The organism is Vallitalea pronyensis (assembly GCF_018141445.1).
Classification (GTDB): Bacteria; Bacillota; Clostridia; order Lachnospirales; family Vallitaleaceae; genus Vallitalea; species Vallitalea pronyensis.
This window is the reverse complement of sequence record NZ_CP058649.1, coordinates 2,649,284-2,667,458: the sequence shown is the minus strand read 5'-3', so window position 1 is coordinate 2,667,458 and position 18,175 is coordinate 2,649,284. Positions and strand designations below refer to the sequence as shown.

The 18,175-nt window shown below is 36.1% G+C and carries 14 protein-coding genes and 1 pseudogene; 7 read left to right on the top strand and 8 right to left on the bottom strand.

The genetic code is table 11. From position 1 onward, the window contains the following. Positions 1 to 106 precede the first annotated feature (106 nt). The 8 genes from era to HZI73_RS10990 all read right to left on the bottom strand — a co-directional run bounded on the left by era (position 107) and on the right by HZI73_RS10990 (position 11,001). Positions 107 to 1,015: a GTPase Era gene (gene era, locus HZI73_RS11025; RefSeq protein ID WP_212698281.1), complete on the bottom strand. Its 909-nt coding sequence runs from the start codon at positions 1,013 to 1,015 to the stop codon at positions 107 to 109. A gap of 93 nt (positions 1,016 to 1,108) precedes the next feature. After that, on the bottom strand, positions 1,109 to 4,036 hold the full coding sequence (locus tag HZI73_RS11020; RefSeq protein ID WP_212698280.1) for an insulinase family protein: 2,928 nt from the start codon (positions 4,034 to 4,036) through the stop codon (positions 1,109 to 1,111). Positions 4,037 to 4,439: 403 nt separating this feature from the next. Next, positions 4,440 to 5,288, bottom strand: a complete 849-nt coding sequence (locus HZI73_RS11015) for a carbohydrate ABC transporter permease (RefSeq protein ID WP_212698279.1) — start codon at positions 5,286 to 5,288, stop codon at positions 4,440 to 4,442. A 1-nt stretch (position 5,289) separates the two neighbouring features. Further along, positions 5,290 to 6,198, bottom strand: coding sequence for a carbohydrate ABC transporter permease (locus tag HZI73_RS11010; protein ID WP_212698278.1), 909 nt, complete (start codon positions 6,196 to 6,198; stop codon positions 5,290 to 5,292). 136 nt (positions 6,199 to 6,334) lie between these two features. Then, entirely contained in the window at positions 6,335 to 7,651 is a 1,317-nt protein-coding gene (locus HZI73_RS11005; protein ID WP_212698277.1) for an ABC transporter substrate-binding protein, read from the bottom strand. Positions 7,652 to 7,800: 149 nt separating this feature from the next. After that, positions 7,801 to 8,583 (bottom strand): response regulator transcription factor, encoded by a 783-nt coding sequence (locus HZI73_RS11000; protein ID WP_212698276.1) that lies wholly within the window; start codon positions 8,581 to 8,583, stop codon positions 7,801 to 7,803. Between the two features lie 14 nt (positions 8,584 to 8,597). Continuing rightward, complete coding sequence (locus HZI73_RS10995; RefSeq protein ID WP_212698275.1) at positions 8,598 to 10,361, bottom strand: cache domain-containing sensor histidine kinase; 1,764 nt, start codon at positions 10,359 to 10,361, stop codon at positions 8,598 to 8,600. Positions 10,362 to 10,503: 142 nt separating this feature from the next. Beyond that, positions 10,504 to 11,001 carry a GAF domain-containing protein gene (locus tag HZI73_RS10990; RefSeq protein ID WP_212698274.1) on the bottom strand — a complete coding sequence of 166 codons (498 nt, stop codon included), beginning with the start codon at positions 10,999 to 11,001 and terminating at the stop codon, positions 10,504 to 10,506. Positions 11,002 to 11,529: 528 nt separating this feature from the next. On the opposite strand from HZI73_RS10990, the pseudogene HZI73_RS10985 reads away from it, so the two are divergent. The 7 genes and pseudogenes from HZI73_RS10985 to HZI73_RS10960 all read left to right on the top strand — a co-directional run. Beyond that, positions 11,530 to 12,384: pseudogene (locus tag HZI73_RS10985) on the top strand (ABC transporter ATP-binding protein); the annotation flags it as partial. Then, positions 12,381 to 13,184 (top strand): ABC transporter permease, encoded by an 804-nt coding sequence (locus HZI73_RS10980; RefSeq protein ID WP_212698272.1) that lies wholly within the window; start codon positions 12,381 to 12,383, stop codon positions 13,182 to 13,184. The pseudogene HZI73_RS10985 and the gene HZI73_RS10980, both read left to right, overlap by 4 nt. Positions 13,185 to 13,196: 12 nt before the next feature. Continuing rightward, positions 13,197 to 13,982, top strand: coding sequence for an ABC transporter permease (locus HZI73_RS10975; protein ID WP_281418877.1), 786 nt, complete (start codon positions 13,197 to 13,199; stop codon positions 13,980 to 13,982). Positions 13,983 to 14,183: 201 nt separating this feature from the next. Next, positions 14,184 to 15,182: an ROK family protein gene (locus tag HZI73_RS10970; RefSeq protein ID WP_212698271.1), complete on the top strand. Its 999-nt coding sequence runs from the start codon at positions 14,184 to 14,186 to the stop codon at positions 15,180 to 15,182. Positions 15,183 to 15,203: 21 nt separating this feature from the next. Further along, positions 15,204 to 16,397: an MFS transporter gene (locus tag HZI73_RS10965; protein ID WP_246552462.1), complete on the top strand. Its 1,194-nt coding sequence runs from the start codon at positions 15,204 to 15,206 to the stop codon at positions 16,395 to 16,397. After that, entirely contained in the window at positions 16,390 to 16,521 is a 132-nt protein-coding gene (locus HZI73_RS26700; protein ID WP_281418876.1) for a PHP domain-containing protein, read from the top strand. Before HZI73_RS10965 ends, HZI73_RS26700 begins: the two co-directional genes overlap by 8 nt. 221 nt (positions 16,522 to 16,742) lie before the next feature. After that, entirely contained in the window at positions 16,743 to 18,128 is a 1,386-nt protein-coding gene (locus HZI73_RS10960) for an MATE family efflux transporter (protein ID WP_212698270.1), read from the top strand. Positions 18,129 to 18,175 lie beyond the last annotated feature (47 nt).

The window sequence follows — 18,175 nt, the reverse complement described above, 5'->3', positions numbered from 1 at the left end:
ATTTGAAGAATCCCATAAGTACGGGATTTCTATTCTAGGACTTATGGGTCTATAGTCCTATTAATCTTTTTAAAATATCGTACAAAAGTTTTAATTTCTTATATTTTTAGTCCATGTCTCTTTTATTATACCCAAAATTCTTTAATAAGAAATCACTATCCCGCCAATTTTTTTTAATCTTAACCCATATCTGCATGTTCACTTTGGAGCCTAGTAAATGCTCCACGTCTTTTCTTGCTTCTGTACCAATTTTTTTCAACATGGCACCTTGTTTACCTATGATGATACCTTTATGGGAATCTTTCTCACATATAATGGTTGCATCAATATCTACAATAGCTTTATGCTGCCTATCTTTCATCTGGTCAATAACCACGGCAATACCATGAGGTATTTCTTGCTGCAAGAGATGTAAGGCTTTCTCTCTTATGAGTTCGGCCACCAGCTGACGTTCTGGCTGGTCTGTAATCATATCTGACTCAAAAAACTGTGGTCCTTCTTCCAAGTATTTAAATAAAATATCCGGTATTGTCTCGGTGTTTTCACCTGTTAAAGCAGAAGCAGGTATGATTTCAGCAAAATCATAGGCGTCTTTATAGGTATTAATGACTTCTAAAATATCATTCTTAGAAACAGTATCTACTTTATTAATCACTAAAATAACCGGGGTTTTTACGCTCTTAAGCTGCTCAATAATGAATTGATCACCTTTACCTATGGCTTTGTTGGGTTCAACGAGCCACATAATCACATCCACTTGCCCAAAGGTATTTTGTGCGGCTTTATTCATGTATTCCCCTAATTTGTGTTTAGGCTTATGAATACCTGGGGTATCAATAAAGATAATTTGACCTGCCTCTGTGGTAATAATGGTTTGTATACGATTACGTGTTGTTTGCGGTTTGTCGGACATAATGGCTATCTTCTGTCCTATTATTTGATTCATAAGTGTTGACTTCCCAACATTGGGGCGTCCAATAATGGTTACAAAACCAGATTTAAAATGTCGATTCAAAAATAATTGCCTCCCTTATAATAAGGGCTGTCTCATTTTGTTTTGATGAGCCAGCCCTCTTAAGCGTATCATCTCTTGTCTTTTTCGTTATCTTTATCTAAACAGATGTAATACGTCATCAAATAGTTCTTTGTTCTCTTCTATTTTGTGTTCATTACCCACAACACATATATTATCCTGTTTTAATACAGACTTAACCAAGTCTGCTGTTTCACGAATAGCTTCTTTGGTGGTACTAAGAACTTCTTCTCTCTCCTTTATAATATCTTCGTGAGAAATGTTACTCAGATAACCTGCTAACGCTTTTTCACCTTTTGAAGCTGGCGTTAACGGCCGATCAAGGTTACTGATTGTACCAATGATATACTTGGTCATCTCACGCTCTTCCACATCAAAGGTCTTAATAAAACCATCAATGTTATCATAGGTTTCTAACGTTTCTTTTAGATTAGGATCACGATAGGACGTAAAATACACATTACCATTACGTGAAAAACCATTCATGCAACCATAAGCACCACCTTTAACTCTTACATTATTCCATAAATAGTCAAGACTTGCAACAGTTTGCAGTACTTTTAGCGTACCTGAATATTTGAATCCATTATTAATGAAGTTTCCTGCCTTGGCTACATATTGAATTTTATCGGATGTTAAGAACCCTTCATTTCGCTTAATATGTTCAAGAGCAACATCGTCACCTTCCATGATGGAATCATCTAATTGATGAATGAATTTCTTCACTTCTTCATCAAAAAGTCCAAACCCTTCACTTTCTGCTGTAAGGCTTACTAAAAGCTTTTCTGATCGAAAGATAGCATCACGGACTTTTATCAGATTTTCAATCACTTCATCAGCCATGGCATCAAAATTCTCTTCTAACTTATCCATAAAATGGAAGAAAGTAATACCACTGGTCAGTTCTTTATAAATGGCCGTGTTGGCAAAATAGCTCTCAGCTCGGGTAGCTGCCGCCGCATGACCGCTATTTGTCAAGCCCATACGCATACGTGATTTGGACTGGGATATGATTTGCTTCAACCGTCTCTTATCTGTTAGATCCGTTGTAAATAATGTTTCATTTATTAAGGCAAACATCTCTGGCAGTTTTTCATAAAAGCATTTACCATCCACTTCAAATTTTGGCATAAATACATCCGGCTCACCTATCTGTCCATAGATATTGATGCTATAATGAATGCCGCCTGTGTTGATGTTGACTGCATTGGATAATTCACCATAGGTGTAGTTTTCTGTATCAATTTTACCCAGTACACGTGATAAAAGCCCAATATAAGGTATTAAGTCTTCTGGTATCTTCTTGGTATCAAACAATAGCTTGACGTAGGCAATGTTATTTGTAAATGTCTCATGAACCAATATTTTTGTATTCTGTAATGCCTGTTCATCTAATACCAATTGCTCTGGTACTCGTTCAATATCTTCTATATCTAATAGAGGAATCTTCTCTAAGTCTTCTTTAGTATCTGGTTGACTCTGGTATTTTTCCAAGTTAATGGTATCTTTAACCAGTTGATTCACTTCATCTTCTGTAAGGGATGCTTTATAACCCCTTAATGTTTCTTTCAGAGCTTGATCTTTCTGAGTAAGGATACCCTTTTTAGGCTCTGCAATAAGGAGTAGACCATGGTTATTATCCAATATGGCTTTCTGAATAAGCTCCTCAAATATATCCGATTCAAGACCTTCCTTTAGCTTTTCAAAGGTTTCATCATATTGCAAATGCATAAAAGGGTCACCATCATACAACCAGCTGTCCAAGGCCATCATCGCATAATAAATACCTTTTGGGTAACGGCCATAATCTGCTTCTCTAATCTTAAATTCAGCATAATTAATGGCTGCTTCTATTTGTTTCTTATCAATCCCATGTGTCACCAGGTTTTCAAGTGTTTCACGAATGGTCGTCACAAAAAGTTCTTTTTTATCCATGTCGGCATTTTTGGCTACCACACTAAATGTTGGCTGTAATAAACTGTTATCAAATGAGCCAAATACATCTTTCCCCACACCTGCATCGATTAAAGCTTTTTTCAAAGGTGCAGCAGGGGCTTCTAATAAAATATGCTCAAGAATATCAAATGCCCGATATAGGAATTTATCTTTTGCTTTTCCTACAACGAAGTTATAGCTTAAGTATGTTTTACCTTCGATGCTTTCACTTGAGGATATTGGGTATTCCACCATCTCCTCTTTAATATGGTTAAAGGGTTTTTGCTCTGGAATGGCAGAATCAATTGCAATACGGTCAAATGCATCTAGATATTTCTCATCTAACCATGCAAGCGTGCTATCAACATCCATGTCACCGTAGATATAGAGATAACTGTTGGCTGGATGATAGTAACGCTTATGAAAATCTAGGAATTGCTCCTGAGATAATTCGGGTATATGATCCGGATCACCACCGGACTCTTTTGCATAAGGTGTATCCGGCAAAAGGGATTCCTGAATTTTACGGAATAGAACCTGTTCTGGTGATGAAAAGGCGCCTTTCATTTCATTATAAACCACACCTTTAATGGTAACATCCTCTTCAGGATTATTTAAATCATAGTGCCAGCCTTCCTGCTTAAGAATCTCTGGTCTATGATACATATTAGGGTAAAACACCGCATCCATGTACACATCCACCAAATTAATAAAATCCGTATCATTACAACTGGCAACAGGGTACATGGTTTTATCTGAAAACGTCATTGCATTCAAAAATGTATTCAATGAACCTTTAACCAACTCGACAAAAGGGTCTTTTATGGGGAATTTTCTTGAACCGCACAGGACAGAATGCTCAATAATATGAGGAAGTCCCGTATGATCTTCTGGGGGGGTTCTAAAATTCACAGAAAATACTTTGTTGTTATCTTCATTTTGAATCGATACCAGTTTAGCACCGCTTTTTTCATGTTCAAATAATCGACCGACTGCATTTAACTCTGTTAGTTCTTCTTCTTTGATTAATCTAAAACCATGGTACATCTTATCTTTTTCAAAAAACACTTATCCACATCTCCTTTATGTTGATGACAATACATATCAATCTGTAAATACATACACCATGTTTTCCCTTTGTATGATCCAGTATACGTTCATTAATGATTAAACATATGAGCGCTTATCTCGTTTATTTTCTCCATTGTATGGTATAATCATGCAGATATATTGGCGAAATTAACAATTTTATCACGTTCTTCATAAATAAGACACTTCACAACGGGTATAACACAAACAAAAGAAGCATTTTTATTTATGATAACCATCATTTCTGCTACTACTTACTATATACTTTCTCAGTTGATATGACAAGGATTTTTCCTTATTCTGGTACGTTATTTGGTATATTTTTGCATCTACTGATTCTATTATCCAGATGTGAATAGTGAAAAAAGCCAAGCAATTATCCTTACCCTTTTAATCCAGATGTGCTGATGCCCTCAACTAAATATTTTTGAAAGATAATAAATATAAGGAATGCTGGCATTAATGATAATACAGACATGGCAAACATTGCTCCCCAGTTCGTTACAGCAGCAGGGTCTGAAAACATTTTTAAAGCTAATGAGACGGTGTATTTTTTAGTATCTTGTAAATAAAGTAATGGTCCAAAGAAATCTTGCCATTTCCAATAAAAAGAAAATATGCCTGAAGTAATGAGGGCAGGTTTTATGAGTGGTAAGATAATTCTAAAAAATATGCCAAACTTACCGCATCCATCAATCTTCGCCGATTCATCTAACTCAAAGGGCAGCCCGTAGATAAATTGTAGGATTAAGAAAATAAAAAAAGGAAGCCCAAAAAAAGATGGTACAATTAATGGAAGAAATGTGTTCAGCCAATCTAATTTACCAAATAGTATGTATTGTGGTATGATGATGACTTGATGAGGTAACATCAACGTGGTAATCATACATACAAACCAGAATTTCCTGCCGATGAATGTTACTCTTCCAAAACCATAAGCTATCAGCGCCGAAGAAAATACCTGTGCAACGGTTGATATAATCACAATAAAAAAAGAGTTCTTGAAAAATGTAGCGAATGAGATACCTCCAAAACCATTCCAACCCTCCACATAGTTACTCAACAGTACTTTTTGGGGTATGAGCTGGTATGCATTCTGAAATAGGTCTTTGGTATCTTTAAATGAACTGGCAATGAGCCATAGAACAGGATAAAACATAAAAAAGGCTAGAACACAAATAGAAACATGATAGATGATTGATTTTAGCATCTGCTGATTGTTTTTTTTCATTTTAATTCTCCTTTGACTCATAGAATACCCAGTAAGACGATGATTTAAATATAAGTGAAGTAAACACGGCAATAATAAGCAATAAGATCCAAGCTAAAGCCGAACCGTAGCCCATCTTATAGAAACGAAAGGCTTTTTCAAATAAATATTGGGCATATAATAACGTACTATCAAATGGCCCACCTTCCGTAATAATATAACTTTGTGTAAATGTCATGAACCCGCTAATTGTTTGCATGATAAAATTAAAGAAGATAACAGGTGTCAACGAAGGAATCGTAATCCTCCAAAATTGCTGAAATCGGTTTGCTCCATCAATGCTTGCCGCTTCATAGAAACTTTTGGGAATTTGTTTTAAACCTGCTAAAAAGATGAGCATCGGTGACCCAAATTGCCAGGCAGCTAAGATAATTAATGTCCATAAAGCTGTTTTAGGATTTCCTATCCAACTACTTGGGTTATCTAATAGACCAAGCTTTATTAAAATAGCATTCAATGCACCTTCAACACCAAATAATTGACGCCACATCACTGCAACGGCTACACTTCCCCCAATGATGGAGGGTATATAAAATAATGTGCGATATAAGCCTACCATTTTTCTTTTTTGAGCAAAAAGAACAGCAACAAATAATGCGAATGCAAGTCTAAATGGAACGGATAGGAATACATATTTAAACGTAACAAGGAGTGATTTTAAAAACCTCGCATCCGTTAGAAAAATATCTTTGTAATTAGCAAGCCCATGCCACTCTGGCATGGATATAACGTCATACTTAGTAAATGAAAAATAAAACGATGTTAATATAGGCATTAATGTGAATATAAAAAAGCCTATAAGCCAAGGAGCAATACATATATAACCAACGAGATTCTCATGATCCCGTACTTTTTTTCTTTTAAATGTCATTTTTTTATCCTTCCTATAATACGAATTCTAGTAATCAACATGTGCTAATTGCATTATGATGATCACCCTATACGTATAGAATCCGATATTCATATCATATCGGATTCTAAGTTATAACGCTTAATTTGTTAACGAGCTACTGGCTTAATAATTGGTTTGCTTCTTTCATAAAGTTCCTTACACCTTCCTCAACACTTACTTGTTCAAAAAGAATCTGGTCTTTTAAATTATCACGTAATTTATCAATTTCTGAACTTGCTGAAGGACTTGGCGGATCAATCTTACTGCTGTTATCAATAACTAAATCAATATATTGGAACATTTCTTTTTGTGAATCTTCCAACTGAGGCATTAAAGCTTCACGAATCTTCGATGAGATGGGGACACCACGTTCTGCAAATAAAATATCATTGGCTTGTATATTGTTTGTAAAGAAATTGATAAATTGAACAGCAGCATCCTTCTTATCCGAACTCTTAGGAACAGAAAAGAACATGGATGGTTTTAAGAAAACACCTTCTTTTGCTTGATTAACTGCTTTGGGAATTAATGCTAGCTTAATTTTATTCTCACTAGCTGATTGGGCTGCAACAATCTGATTACTAAATATATAATCCATAGCAGCTTTTCCAGTAACTGTTAACCGCTGTTCTGCGGTCTTCGCTTCCATTCTAACATCAGGAGGGGCTAAAATGCCTGCCTTTGTTAAATCTAGCAGTTTTTGAAAGAATTCGATTGCGTATTTTTCATCAAAGCCTAACGATTTACCATCAACTGCATAAAAACTTTGACCATGTTGTCGTATGTAGAGGTTCAGTTCACTGACAATATCACCCATTGCATAGACATTTAGTTTTTCTTGAATCACTTGACCAGCTTGTTCATAATCTTCCCAAGTCCAAGAAGCATCTGGTTCAGCAATACCTGCTTCTTCAAACATTGCAGGATTATACATAACCGTTGGCGCATTCGTTCCTAAGTTAATACCGTATAATGCCCCGTTAACATCCCCACCTATATAACTGTTTTTATCAACATCGGATAGATCTAACCGATTGTCTTTTACATAGGGGTATAAGTCTTCTAACAAATCTTTATTGGCATATTGCGCAAGGTAACCATAGTCCTGCTGGAAAATATCCGGTAATGCATTTGCTGCAGCCTTAGCAGCTATTTTCTCCCAATAACCACTCCAACCTGAGAATTCTGGCTTTATCTTAATGTTTGGATGTTGTTCTTCAAATAATTTTATAACTTTCAATGTACGGTCATGTCGGTTTTGAGACCCCCACCACATCATGGTCAATTCAATGGTTTCATCTTGATTGATTTCTGATCCTTTAGGGGTATCTTTACCTGTATCACTCACATTCTTCTGGTTTTTGCTACAACCAGAAACTAGAACTGCCAAGGTAAGTACTGCTACAACGATTAACGAATAGAACCTTTTCATGATTTTTTCCCTCCATTTATTTATGTTATAGGTTATGTATACATGGTAAGATAAAATATACCAAAAAAAAATATAATTATCCGATAATATAGTATAAAATAACGGTTTATTTATGTTGGAAATAAAAAAACCTTGTTTCTCTATTCAGATTAACAAGATTTTTTATTTTTTCTATATGCATTTGGTGTATATCCTACATACTTTTTAAATACCTGGCTAAAATATTGTGGATTGTTTCCATAACCTACTTTTTTAGCGATAACAGATATTTTTAAGTTATGTGTAGTCAGTAATAACGCTTTTGCCCTACTCATTCTCTCTTGCAGACAGTATTGTGAAAATGTTATCTGCATCTGCTGTTTAAATAATTTACCTAAATAATCTGCATTCATAAACAACACATGCTCCGCTATCCAATTTAATGAAAGGTATTCCTGTTCTAAATTTTCTTTAATGATATTTACCAGTAGATTAACTGTCTGATTACTTGAATGACTTTGCTCAAAAAGAGCTGGTGCTTCGTTTTTAAGTTTTTCTAGTATGTTTCTTGTTTCCATTGATTCCTTCTGTTCACTCATTATTTTTTTTATAATGTCTAGAACTTCTATTTCATCTGCTGGTTTTAATAAATAATGCTTAACACCATAGGACATGGCTTTTTGAGCAAATTCAAATTCATTATACCCTGATAAAATAACAAAAATAATGGAAGGGTCTATTTTTATGGCTTCTTCAATTAACCTAAGACCACCCATACCAGGCATTTTAAGATCCGTCATTACAAATTCTGGATGATGCTGTCGAATCATGTCCAAGCCGTTGAGTCCATTGAATGCTTCAATAATCTCAATATTGTATTGACTCCATGGAACAAGATTAGCCAATCCTGTTCGAATAATGCGTTCGTCATCAACGATTAATAATTTGTACATGGATGAATTCCCCCCTATACTACGCCTGATTCTGTATCAAATGTGTATGGTAATTTAATCTTAACCGTTGTACCTTCATTCAAAACACTTTTGAAGAATAGACCATAGTTCGTTCCATATAAGTTATGTATACGTGCATTAATATTCTTGATGCCAATACCTGAACCTTTGGGTTTAATCGTACCTTTAGACAATTGCTCCATAAATTCCTCGGACATACCACACCCATTATCTTTCACATAGATATTAAAACTATCCTTATTCAATTCTGAGTATAGTTCAATCTGGCAGACGATTGGTTTTCTTTCTAAACCATAATTAATGGCATTTTCAATGATGGGCTGAAGGGTTAACTTAGGTATTTTGCTTTGTTTAATTGACGCGTGCACATCAATATCCACACGCAGACGTTCTTCATATCGAAATTTTTGAATATTAATGTAATCATGTAGTAACGTCAATTCCTCTTCTATGGAAACAATGGTTGATGTATCACTTATGGATTTACGTAATAAATTCGATAAGGACTTAATCATGGTAGCAATGGTATCTTGTTGATTGATTTTAGCTAAGCAAAATAACGAATCCAATGTGTTATAAAGAAAATGGGGATTAATCTGAGCTTGTAGAGCCTTAAATTGAAAACGCTTAACATCCAATTGTTTTTTATAATTTTCGTTGATTAAGTCATTAATTTTATCAATCATGATATAAAAATCATATTCTAAATGAGCAATCTCATCACCACTTTTTAACCTGTTAAGGGCATCAGGTGGTACGATATGAAAATTACCTTGTTCCACGATGAACATTTTCTTTGTTAAGGACTCAATGGGTTTTATCATGCCTAAAACGATCCAACGAATAAGCATAAGCATAATAATGATAAGAAGAATATATAACAAAAACATAATATTTTTGGAGAGAATAATATCCTTAACAACTTCATCATAGAGCATATAATTGACAAAATACCAATTAGAAAACTTTGACTGTTTTAACGCTAAGAAATACTTTTGATTGTTTATCTTCTTAATATGATAGTTGGAATCGTCGTACATGTCCCTTGAAATATCCTTATATGATAGTTCATCATTGTGATTGTATATTATTTTTTTATCACTCATCATCATGAAATGATTGTTAATATTTTCATTATCCATGCTCTGGATTAACTGCTCTGGATCAATACGTATCATTAAAGTACCTAATGGATGGAGGGATAAGTTATCTATATCTCTAATTTGTCTTGCAAGAATAATGGACGAATCATGAATGATTGGATCCATCCAAAGTATTTTCCCCTCCAGTTCTTCACATTTTTTACTTATTAATTGAATGGTAGGTTGATGAAATTTAAATGTATCTTTTGCCATGTAAAGCTGTTCTAAATTGTTATAGACCATATGAATAGACATTACCCAGTCCGTGTCAAATAACATCACACTTAGTTCATCCAAGAGCTTTATAGATGCTGAATACCCATCGTAACTTGTATCTTCATTAATTGTTTTTAGATAACTTTGTATATCTGAATCTGTTATGAAATCATAAGATGAAGCTACAAGTTCCTCTATATTTTCTTCAATATTGTTTGTGGATAAATCCAGGGTTGTTTTTAAAACACCATAAAGGTTTTTATTATAGTTATTCAATGAGTTATTGAACAGAAAGATACTGAATATAAAGAGTAACGTAAAAGAAACCACAAATAAAGTTAAAAACTTCGTTTTTAACTTTAAATTGGAAAATTGATGTTTAAGAACTTTCCATGTCATTTTTATCACCAATTACATTTTATCAAATTTTATGATGTTTATCAAGAATTCTAGGGGGATTGATGCTTATTCCCATCATCTCTTAAGAGGATTTACCATGTATTGGATATGTATAGAATTCATGAAAACATGTTGTTGATGCCTACATGTCTTCCCATGCGCATTGATCCATGATAAGTGCTACCAATTCATTAAGATACATCCTATCCACTTCATCAAAACGTGCCAATACAGGGCTATCAATATCCAATACACCCATTAATTGTCCTTGATGTACCATTGGTACAACAATCTCAGAATTGGTATCCCCATCACATGGTATGTGTCCTGAAAATTCATGTACATTGGGTACAACTTGTGTTTCTCCAGTATAAGCAGCTGTTCCACATACACCTTTACCTACCTGTATACGAATACACGCTGGTTTTCCTTGGAACGGTCCAAGTACAAGTTCCTTATTGTTATACCGATAAAACCCTACCCAGTTTATTTCCTCCATTGTATGATATAATAATGCAGATATATTGGCTAAATTAGCAATGATATCACGTTCTTCATGCATAAGCCCTTTTGCAAAGAGCAAAATATTATCATAAAATGCTTCTTTTGATTCATATTCAACGTTATTGAGTTCAAACATATCATCAAAATCCTTTCTTGCCTTTTTTATATAATGGTTTTATTTTCTCAAGAGAATGGCCTTCATAACGGGTCAAACTCTGATACATGAACTTCCATTTCTACTACTACTTACTATATACTTTCTCACTTGATATGACAAGGATTTTTTCCCTATTTTGCTATGGTAAAGGGTGTATCCTACCTTTTTATGACAATTTTCTTAACTCACACAAGCTACCCTAGTATGTTTACATTGTAATCATAATGTAACAACATTTTAATTTATTTATTCTTGACATGATGAAACCTTAGTAGTATACTAATTTTCGCTGCCTAACTGAGCAGCTTCATGCGGTATTAGACGAATATGTTCCTAATTATTATTACCTAGTACGTTGCTAGGTTACAAAAGGAGGTTCGTGTAATGATTGAAGTAAACCGTTTAAACAAATCTTTTAAAGTGGCAAAACGCTCTGCTGGCGTCAAAGCTTCTTTTAAATCTCTATTCCACAGAGAGTACACCACCATTCATGCCATTCGTGATATATCCTTTACCATTGAACCTGGTGAAATTGTAGGTTATATCGGACCTAATGGTGCGGGCAAATCAACAACCATCAAAGTCATGAGCGGCATCTTAGTCCCAGACTCCGGCACTTGTCGTATCATGGGACATACACCTTGGAAAGACCGAAAGCAGCATGTTAAAAACATTGGGGTTGTGTTTGGGCAACGGTCGCAACTCTGGTGGGATGTACCCGTTATTGATTCTTATGAACTACTAAAAGATATCTACAAAATTCCATCTTCAGAGTACAAAGCAAACTTACATATGCTGACAGACATATTGCAACTGGATGATTTTATCCATGCGCCAGTTCGCCAATTAAGCCTTGGTCAACGCATGCGCTGCGAGATTGCGGCTTCATTGCTTCATTCACCTCGCCTATTATTCTTAGATGAGCCAACCATTGGACTTGACGCTATATCCAAAATCGCTGTTCGTCAATTTATTAAAAGAATTAATAAGGAAAAACAGGTGACAGTTATTCTGACCACCCATGATATGATTGATATTGAAGCTCTGGCACATCGCCTTTTACTCATCGGGAAAGGTAATCTGCTTTATGATGGTAACCTGAATGACCTAAGAGGAAAATACGCCCATGATAAAATTATTACCCTTGAGTACGCAGAGAATCATAAGCCTATACATTTAGAAGGTATCACCGTCATGTCCCAGAATACCAATCGAGCTGTTATCAGTGTCAACACCGAGAAAATGTTCGTATCCGATGCGATTTCCTACTTATCCCATCGCTATGAGTTAGTGGATGTATCCATTGAAACCCAGCCTGTAGAAGATATCATCGTCAAGCTCTATAAGGAGTATGCCATATGAGAACTTATATATCGGTATTCAGAATACGGTTAATGCTTGGCATGCAGTATCGTGTAGCCGCTTTTGCTGGTGTGGCTGTACAGTTTTTCTGGGGTTTTATAACCATTATGGTGTTTGAAGCTTTTTACGCAAGCTCAGGCGCTATACAACCTATGACTTTAAGTCAGCTGGTGACCTATGTATGGCTTCAGCAATCCTTTTTGTACATCATCATGATGTGGTATCGGGACCATAGTCTTTTTGATTTAATCACGCAAGGCAACATTGCTTATGAATTATGCCGACCACTTAATCTTTATTTTTTATGGTACGCAAAGCTCATTGCTGGTCGTCTGTCTGGCGTCCTTCTAAGATGTGTGCCTATATTAGTTGTGTCCTTCTTTTTACCTGAACCTTATCGGTTGATGCTGCCGCCTGATGTACCCACATTATTGCTATTTATCCTCTCCTTATTATTAGGTTTAACCGTTGTAGTAGCCATATCCATGTTAATGTACATTTCAGTGTTTGTTACCCTATCACCCATAGGATCATCACTTATTTTTAGTGTTGTTGGAGAATTCTTGGCGGGTATGATTATTCCTATACCCCTTATGCCCATATGGGCACAAAAAATCGCTTATCTTTTTCCATTTCATTTGACATGTGATATGCCCATGCGGATTTATTCTGGACATATACCTTTCAATGAGGCACTGACTGGTATTGGTATACAAATTGTCTGGGTGTTAGGTCTTGTGATATGCGGCTCTTTGCTGATGAAAACTGTTCTTAAACGGGTTACCGTTCAAGGCGGTTAAGAAAGGGGAATCATGATGACACTTTATTTTAAACACATAAAAATGCTATGGAAATCCCAGTTACAATATCGTGGATCATTTTTACTGTTATGCGTTGGGCAATTTTTTGTACCTTTTGTGGTTTTTGCTGGTATGTATTTTCTCTTTCAACGCTTTCAGCATATCAATGGTTGGCAATTCTCTGAGGTGCTGTTATGTTTTGGTATGATTCATATGGCTTTTGCACTCAGTGAATGTTTTGTGCGAGGATTTGATGCATTTTCCGGGCTTATTGTCAGAGGTGAATTTGACCGTATACTGACACGACCAAGGGGTATTGTCCTTCAAGTGTTAGGTTCCAAGTTTGAATTTACACGCATAGGTCGACTTGCTCAAAGTATTGCTGTTCTTATATATGGTCTTAGTATCGCAACCATTCAATGGACCTTTTTAAAAATACTCCTATTCATCCTTATGCTCATTAGTGGAATTTTCGTATTCTCAGGTGTTTTTATCCTTGGAGCAACCCTGTCTTTCTGGACCATTCAAGGCTTAGAGATCACGAACATGTTTACAGATGGTGGACGAGAATTAAATCAATACCCCCTAGGTATTTATAAAAAATGGGTTAAAACCTTTTTTACATTTGTTATACCCTTTGGTTGTGTTAATTACTATCCCATGCTCTACATATTGGATAGAACATCGGGTCATGATGGTTTGTATATATTGGCGCCATTGTTAGGCATTTTATTTATTATACCTGCACTCATGGCATTTGGTTTTGGTGTCAAGCATTATAAATCTACAGGTTCTTGATCATGTTTAGGCACTAATACATATTGATCCCATTTAAAATAGTCGGGCTTCCCCTTTAGAGAGTATTATTCTTAGGGAAGTCCTTTTATATATTACAAACTAATGGTTTATTCTACTTGACAAAATTATGATTGCCCCTTATTATAATACTTATAATAACCCTTGACGAAAGTAGGTGTAAACCGCATGCCCACCAATTCAATGCAATTAAAGCAAATCAATGTGGACCTGGTAAAGTCTGTTCTCAAAAAGGAAAAGTATCATACAAAAACCACGATTGCCTCATCAACTGGATTAAGCGTTGCTACCTGTGGCAATATTTTGAAGGAACTTGTGGCTACTGGTGAAGTTCAGGAGGTGGACTTATGCCCTTCTACTGGTGGTCGTCCTGCTCGTCGATTTGTGTATAACAAAGATTTTGCCTATGTTGCTATCTTATATGCTAGGCGAGAAGGCTTCTATCACACAATCACCTGCGTTGTATCCAACCTACTAGGTGAAGAAATCTATAATAACATCATGGAACACGATGATATCGGGCTTCATACCTTTGACCAAACCATTGCTATGCTGCTTAAGTTATATCCCAATATTAAAGTATTAGGTATTGGTGTTCCTGGCGTTGTCCATGATGGCCATGTTGATATGTGTGATTTTAAAAAGCTGAGTCATACCCCTATGGCCGATCACCTTGTTAACAAGTTTGGACTAAAAGTCATCATAGAAAATGATGTGAATAGTACTGCTTTAGGGTTTTATCATAAGCATCATTATGCCATGGATGAGAGTATTGCTTATCTTTATTATCCCATTGATGATAACCCTGGGGCAGGTATCATGATTAATGGCCGCATTCTTCCCGGTGAATCCCATTTTGCTGGTGAAGTATCTTTTTTACCACTTGGTTTAGAGGTGAATTACAACAAGATTCAAAGTGACCGTGAGCTTCTATCAAGTACAGTTGCAAAAACCATACAAGCCATTAACTGCGTCATTAATCCAAAAAGTGTCATATTATCTGGCTACTGTTTCCTAGATGATATTTTAGAATCCATCCAAACACAGATAAGCCAGATGTCACCTTCTCCACATGTGCCTGAGATTATTCATGATCTGCATATGCATGAGAGTTATGTCTGTGGCTTGACAACCATGGCTCTTGAACAATTATCTTGCAACATTCAAGTTGTAGAAAAATAATATAGAATTGGAGACAACAACATGATTACAACCGTCTTACTGATTATCATTTATTTAGCTTTTATTAGTCTAGGGTTACCTGACTCCTTACTAGGCGTAGCTTGGCCAGTGATGCAGCAAGAATGGCAAGCTCCCCTGGATGCAGCAGGTTTAGTGGCTATCTTCATTACAGGCACCACCATTATTTCTAGTTTTCTCAGTGGTCATATTATACGTCGATTTGGTACGGGTAAAGTAACCCTTATCAGTTGTATCATGACAGGTAGTGCATTATTAGGTATTTCTTATGCACCCTCTTACATCTGGTTACTTTTATTCGCTATACCTCTGGGGTTTGGTGCTGGGTCTGTTGACACGGCACTCAATAATTATGTAGCCTTACATTTTAAGGCCCATCACATGAACTGGCTTCACTCTTTCTGGGGTGTTGGTGCTACCATGGGTCCTTATATAATGGGAAAGATTCTGTTACATACATCTTCATGGCGACTAGGGTATCGAACCATTGCCAGTATCCAGCTCGTCCTAGCAAGTATACTCCTAATTAGTCTACCTCTGTGGTTCAAGCATGCTGCTCTTACAAAAGATGCCGCTGTGGACCATCATGACCCACATACTTCTTCAAACCGTAAAGGCGTTATGAAAATCCCTGGTGTTATCTATGCACTCTTAACCTTTGCTTTCTATTGTGCTGCAGAGCTATCTGTTGGTTTATGGGGTAGTAGTTACCTTGTTCAAGTTAAGTCATTAACGGTTGACACAGCTGCAACATGGGTAGCTTTGTATTATGGAGGTATCACCATTGGACGCATTATATGCGGCTTTATATCATTCCGTTTAACCAATACCCAGATGATTCGCTCAGGTATCTACATCACATTTTTTGGAACATTACTCCTTTTATTACCTTTACCTAATGTGGTACTCATGGGTGCCTTTATCTTAATTGGCCTTGGTCTATCCCCTATTTTCCCGGCCATGATTCATGCTACACCCACTCGATTTGGTAAGACACAGTCTCAAACAGTTATTGGGTATCAGATGGCATTCGGCTATATGGGCAGTGCCTTTTTACCTCCCTTATTGGGTTTTGTCATCAAACATACAAGTATGTTCGTCTTCCCTGTCTTTCTTGTGATGTGTAGCGTTATCATGCTTGTAAGTTCAGAAAAAACCAATGTACTAACCCATAGAAAGGCGGCTTCAGATGAATGATATTGATCTACATATACATAGTATTCACAGTCTGGATGGACAATACACGTCCCAAGAACTCATTGATCTCAGCCATGCAGCAGGTTTAAAAACCATAGCCATACATATGATGCTCTATTCATAGACAGCCATCTAAAATATATGTTAAGAATCCTTAGATTCACTTAGTATGTGACCCTGTGCCAACAGGTTTTCCAGCTAATTGGATTGAAGGGTTCTTTTTTTCGTTCATTAAGAAAATATTAAGAATTATGGGCTTGACCTTAGACCTGCTCTAACATGTATGATAGACAATAGGCTAATTCATGACGGATAGGTATACAACATGAACGCGAGGTGAATAAAATGAAGAATGACGTAACCCCTTTAACCAACATTGATAACATGCTCACAGAAAAACCTTTAACATTATTGTTTCGTTTAGGTGTACCAGCTGTGTTTATGGCTCTACTTGATGAACTGAACAGTTTTATTGATGCTATTTTTATGGGAAACTATTTTGGAAGTGATGCGGTATCGTCCATGGCTATTGTCTTGCCTATTATGTTAGTCATGGTCGCTTTATCAACACTTTTTTCAGAAGGTGCATCCATGGCCATTAGTCGGTTTTTAGGTGCAAAAAAAATAGAAAAAGCAAACATGTATTTTACCAATACGGTAATAATGACATTGATCATCAGCGCCATGATGGGTATTGTCTTTTATTTTCTAATCCCACATATTACGGGGTTATTTCGCGTGACACAAGGCGTACAGTCTTTTGCTAATATTTATTTGAAGGTACTAAGTCTAGGTATGCCCATATTCATGCTTGTGATTATTCTTGGCAAAATGATTTATACCGAAGGAAAAACGAAGTTCCTGCTCATGACCACACTCATCCAATTAATTCTAAATGTGATCATTAACTATGTACTCATTGTGGTATTAAGAGTAGGTGTCATGGGGGCAGCTCTTGGAACCTTAGCTGCTCAATTACTGCAAATTATCATGTTAATCATGTATATACGTTCCGATAAGATGATCTTATCATTTAACTACAAATTATGCCACTTTTCCAAAGCCTATTTTAAAGAAGTCTTTCGATTGGGATTTCCTATTTTTCTATCCATGCTTTTGTTATCTGTAACCATGGGCATTGAGAGTAAAGTGGTTGCCAGTTTTGGTTCTGCTGCTCTAAGTGTTCAAACCATTACAGGTTATGTGTTTACCATCAGCAGTTCTATAGCAGGAGGTATTATGGGTGTTGCTGTTGTGATGCTTGGCTATAGTGTGGGTGCTCAACATAAAAAACGTTTCTTCACCATCCTCAAGCAATCCGCAATGGTGGTATTTGTCATCGTAAGTGTGCTTAATCTCATCCTCGTCTTGAACAGTTCATGGGTTGTTAGCCTATTTACAGATTCAATAAGGGTGATGAATTTGATTCACTATCCAGCGCTTATTTACGGATTAACTGCCCCCTTTATCTTCACCACCAATGTGGTGCTGTACGCCATGCAGCCAATAGGTATGGAAAAAACAGCAACAATCCTGTTTACACTACAACAAGTTGTGCTGTTTCTACCCTTACTCTTTTTATTCAAAAATTTTGGTATGGTTCATGCACTGTCTGCACAACCTCTATCGGAAACCATTGGAGGTGTGATGACACTTATTTTAATACCTCTATTTATTAAAAGAGCAAAAACCATTTTACAGGATAATAAAGTACACCCACTGTCCTCCTAAGTGCCATATACTTTCTTAGATAGTGTTTTGAATACAAAAGGACTGTC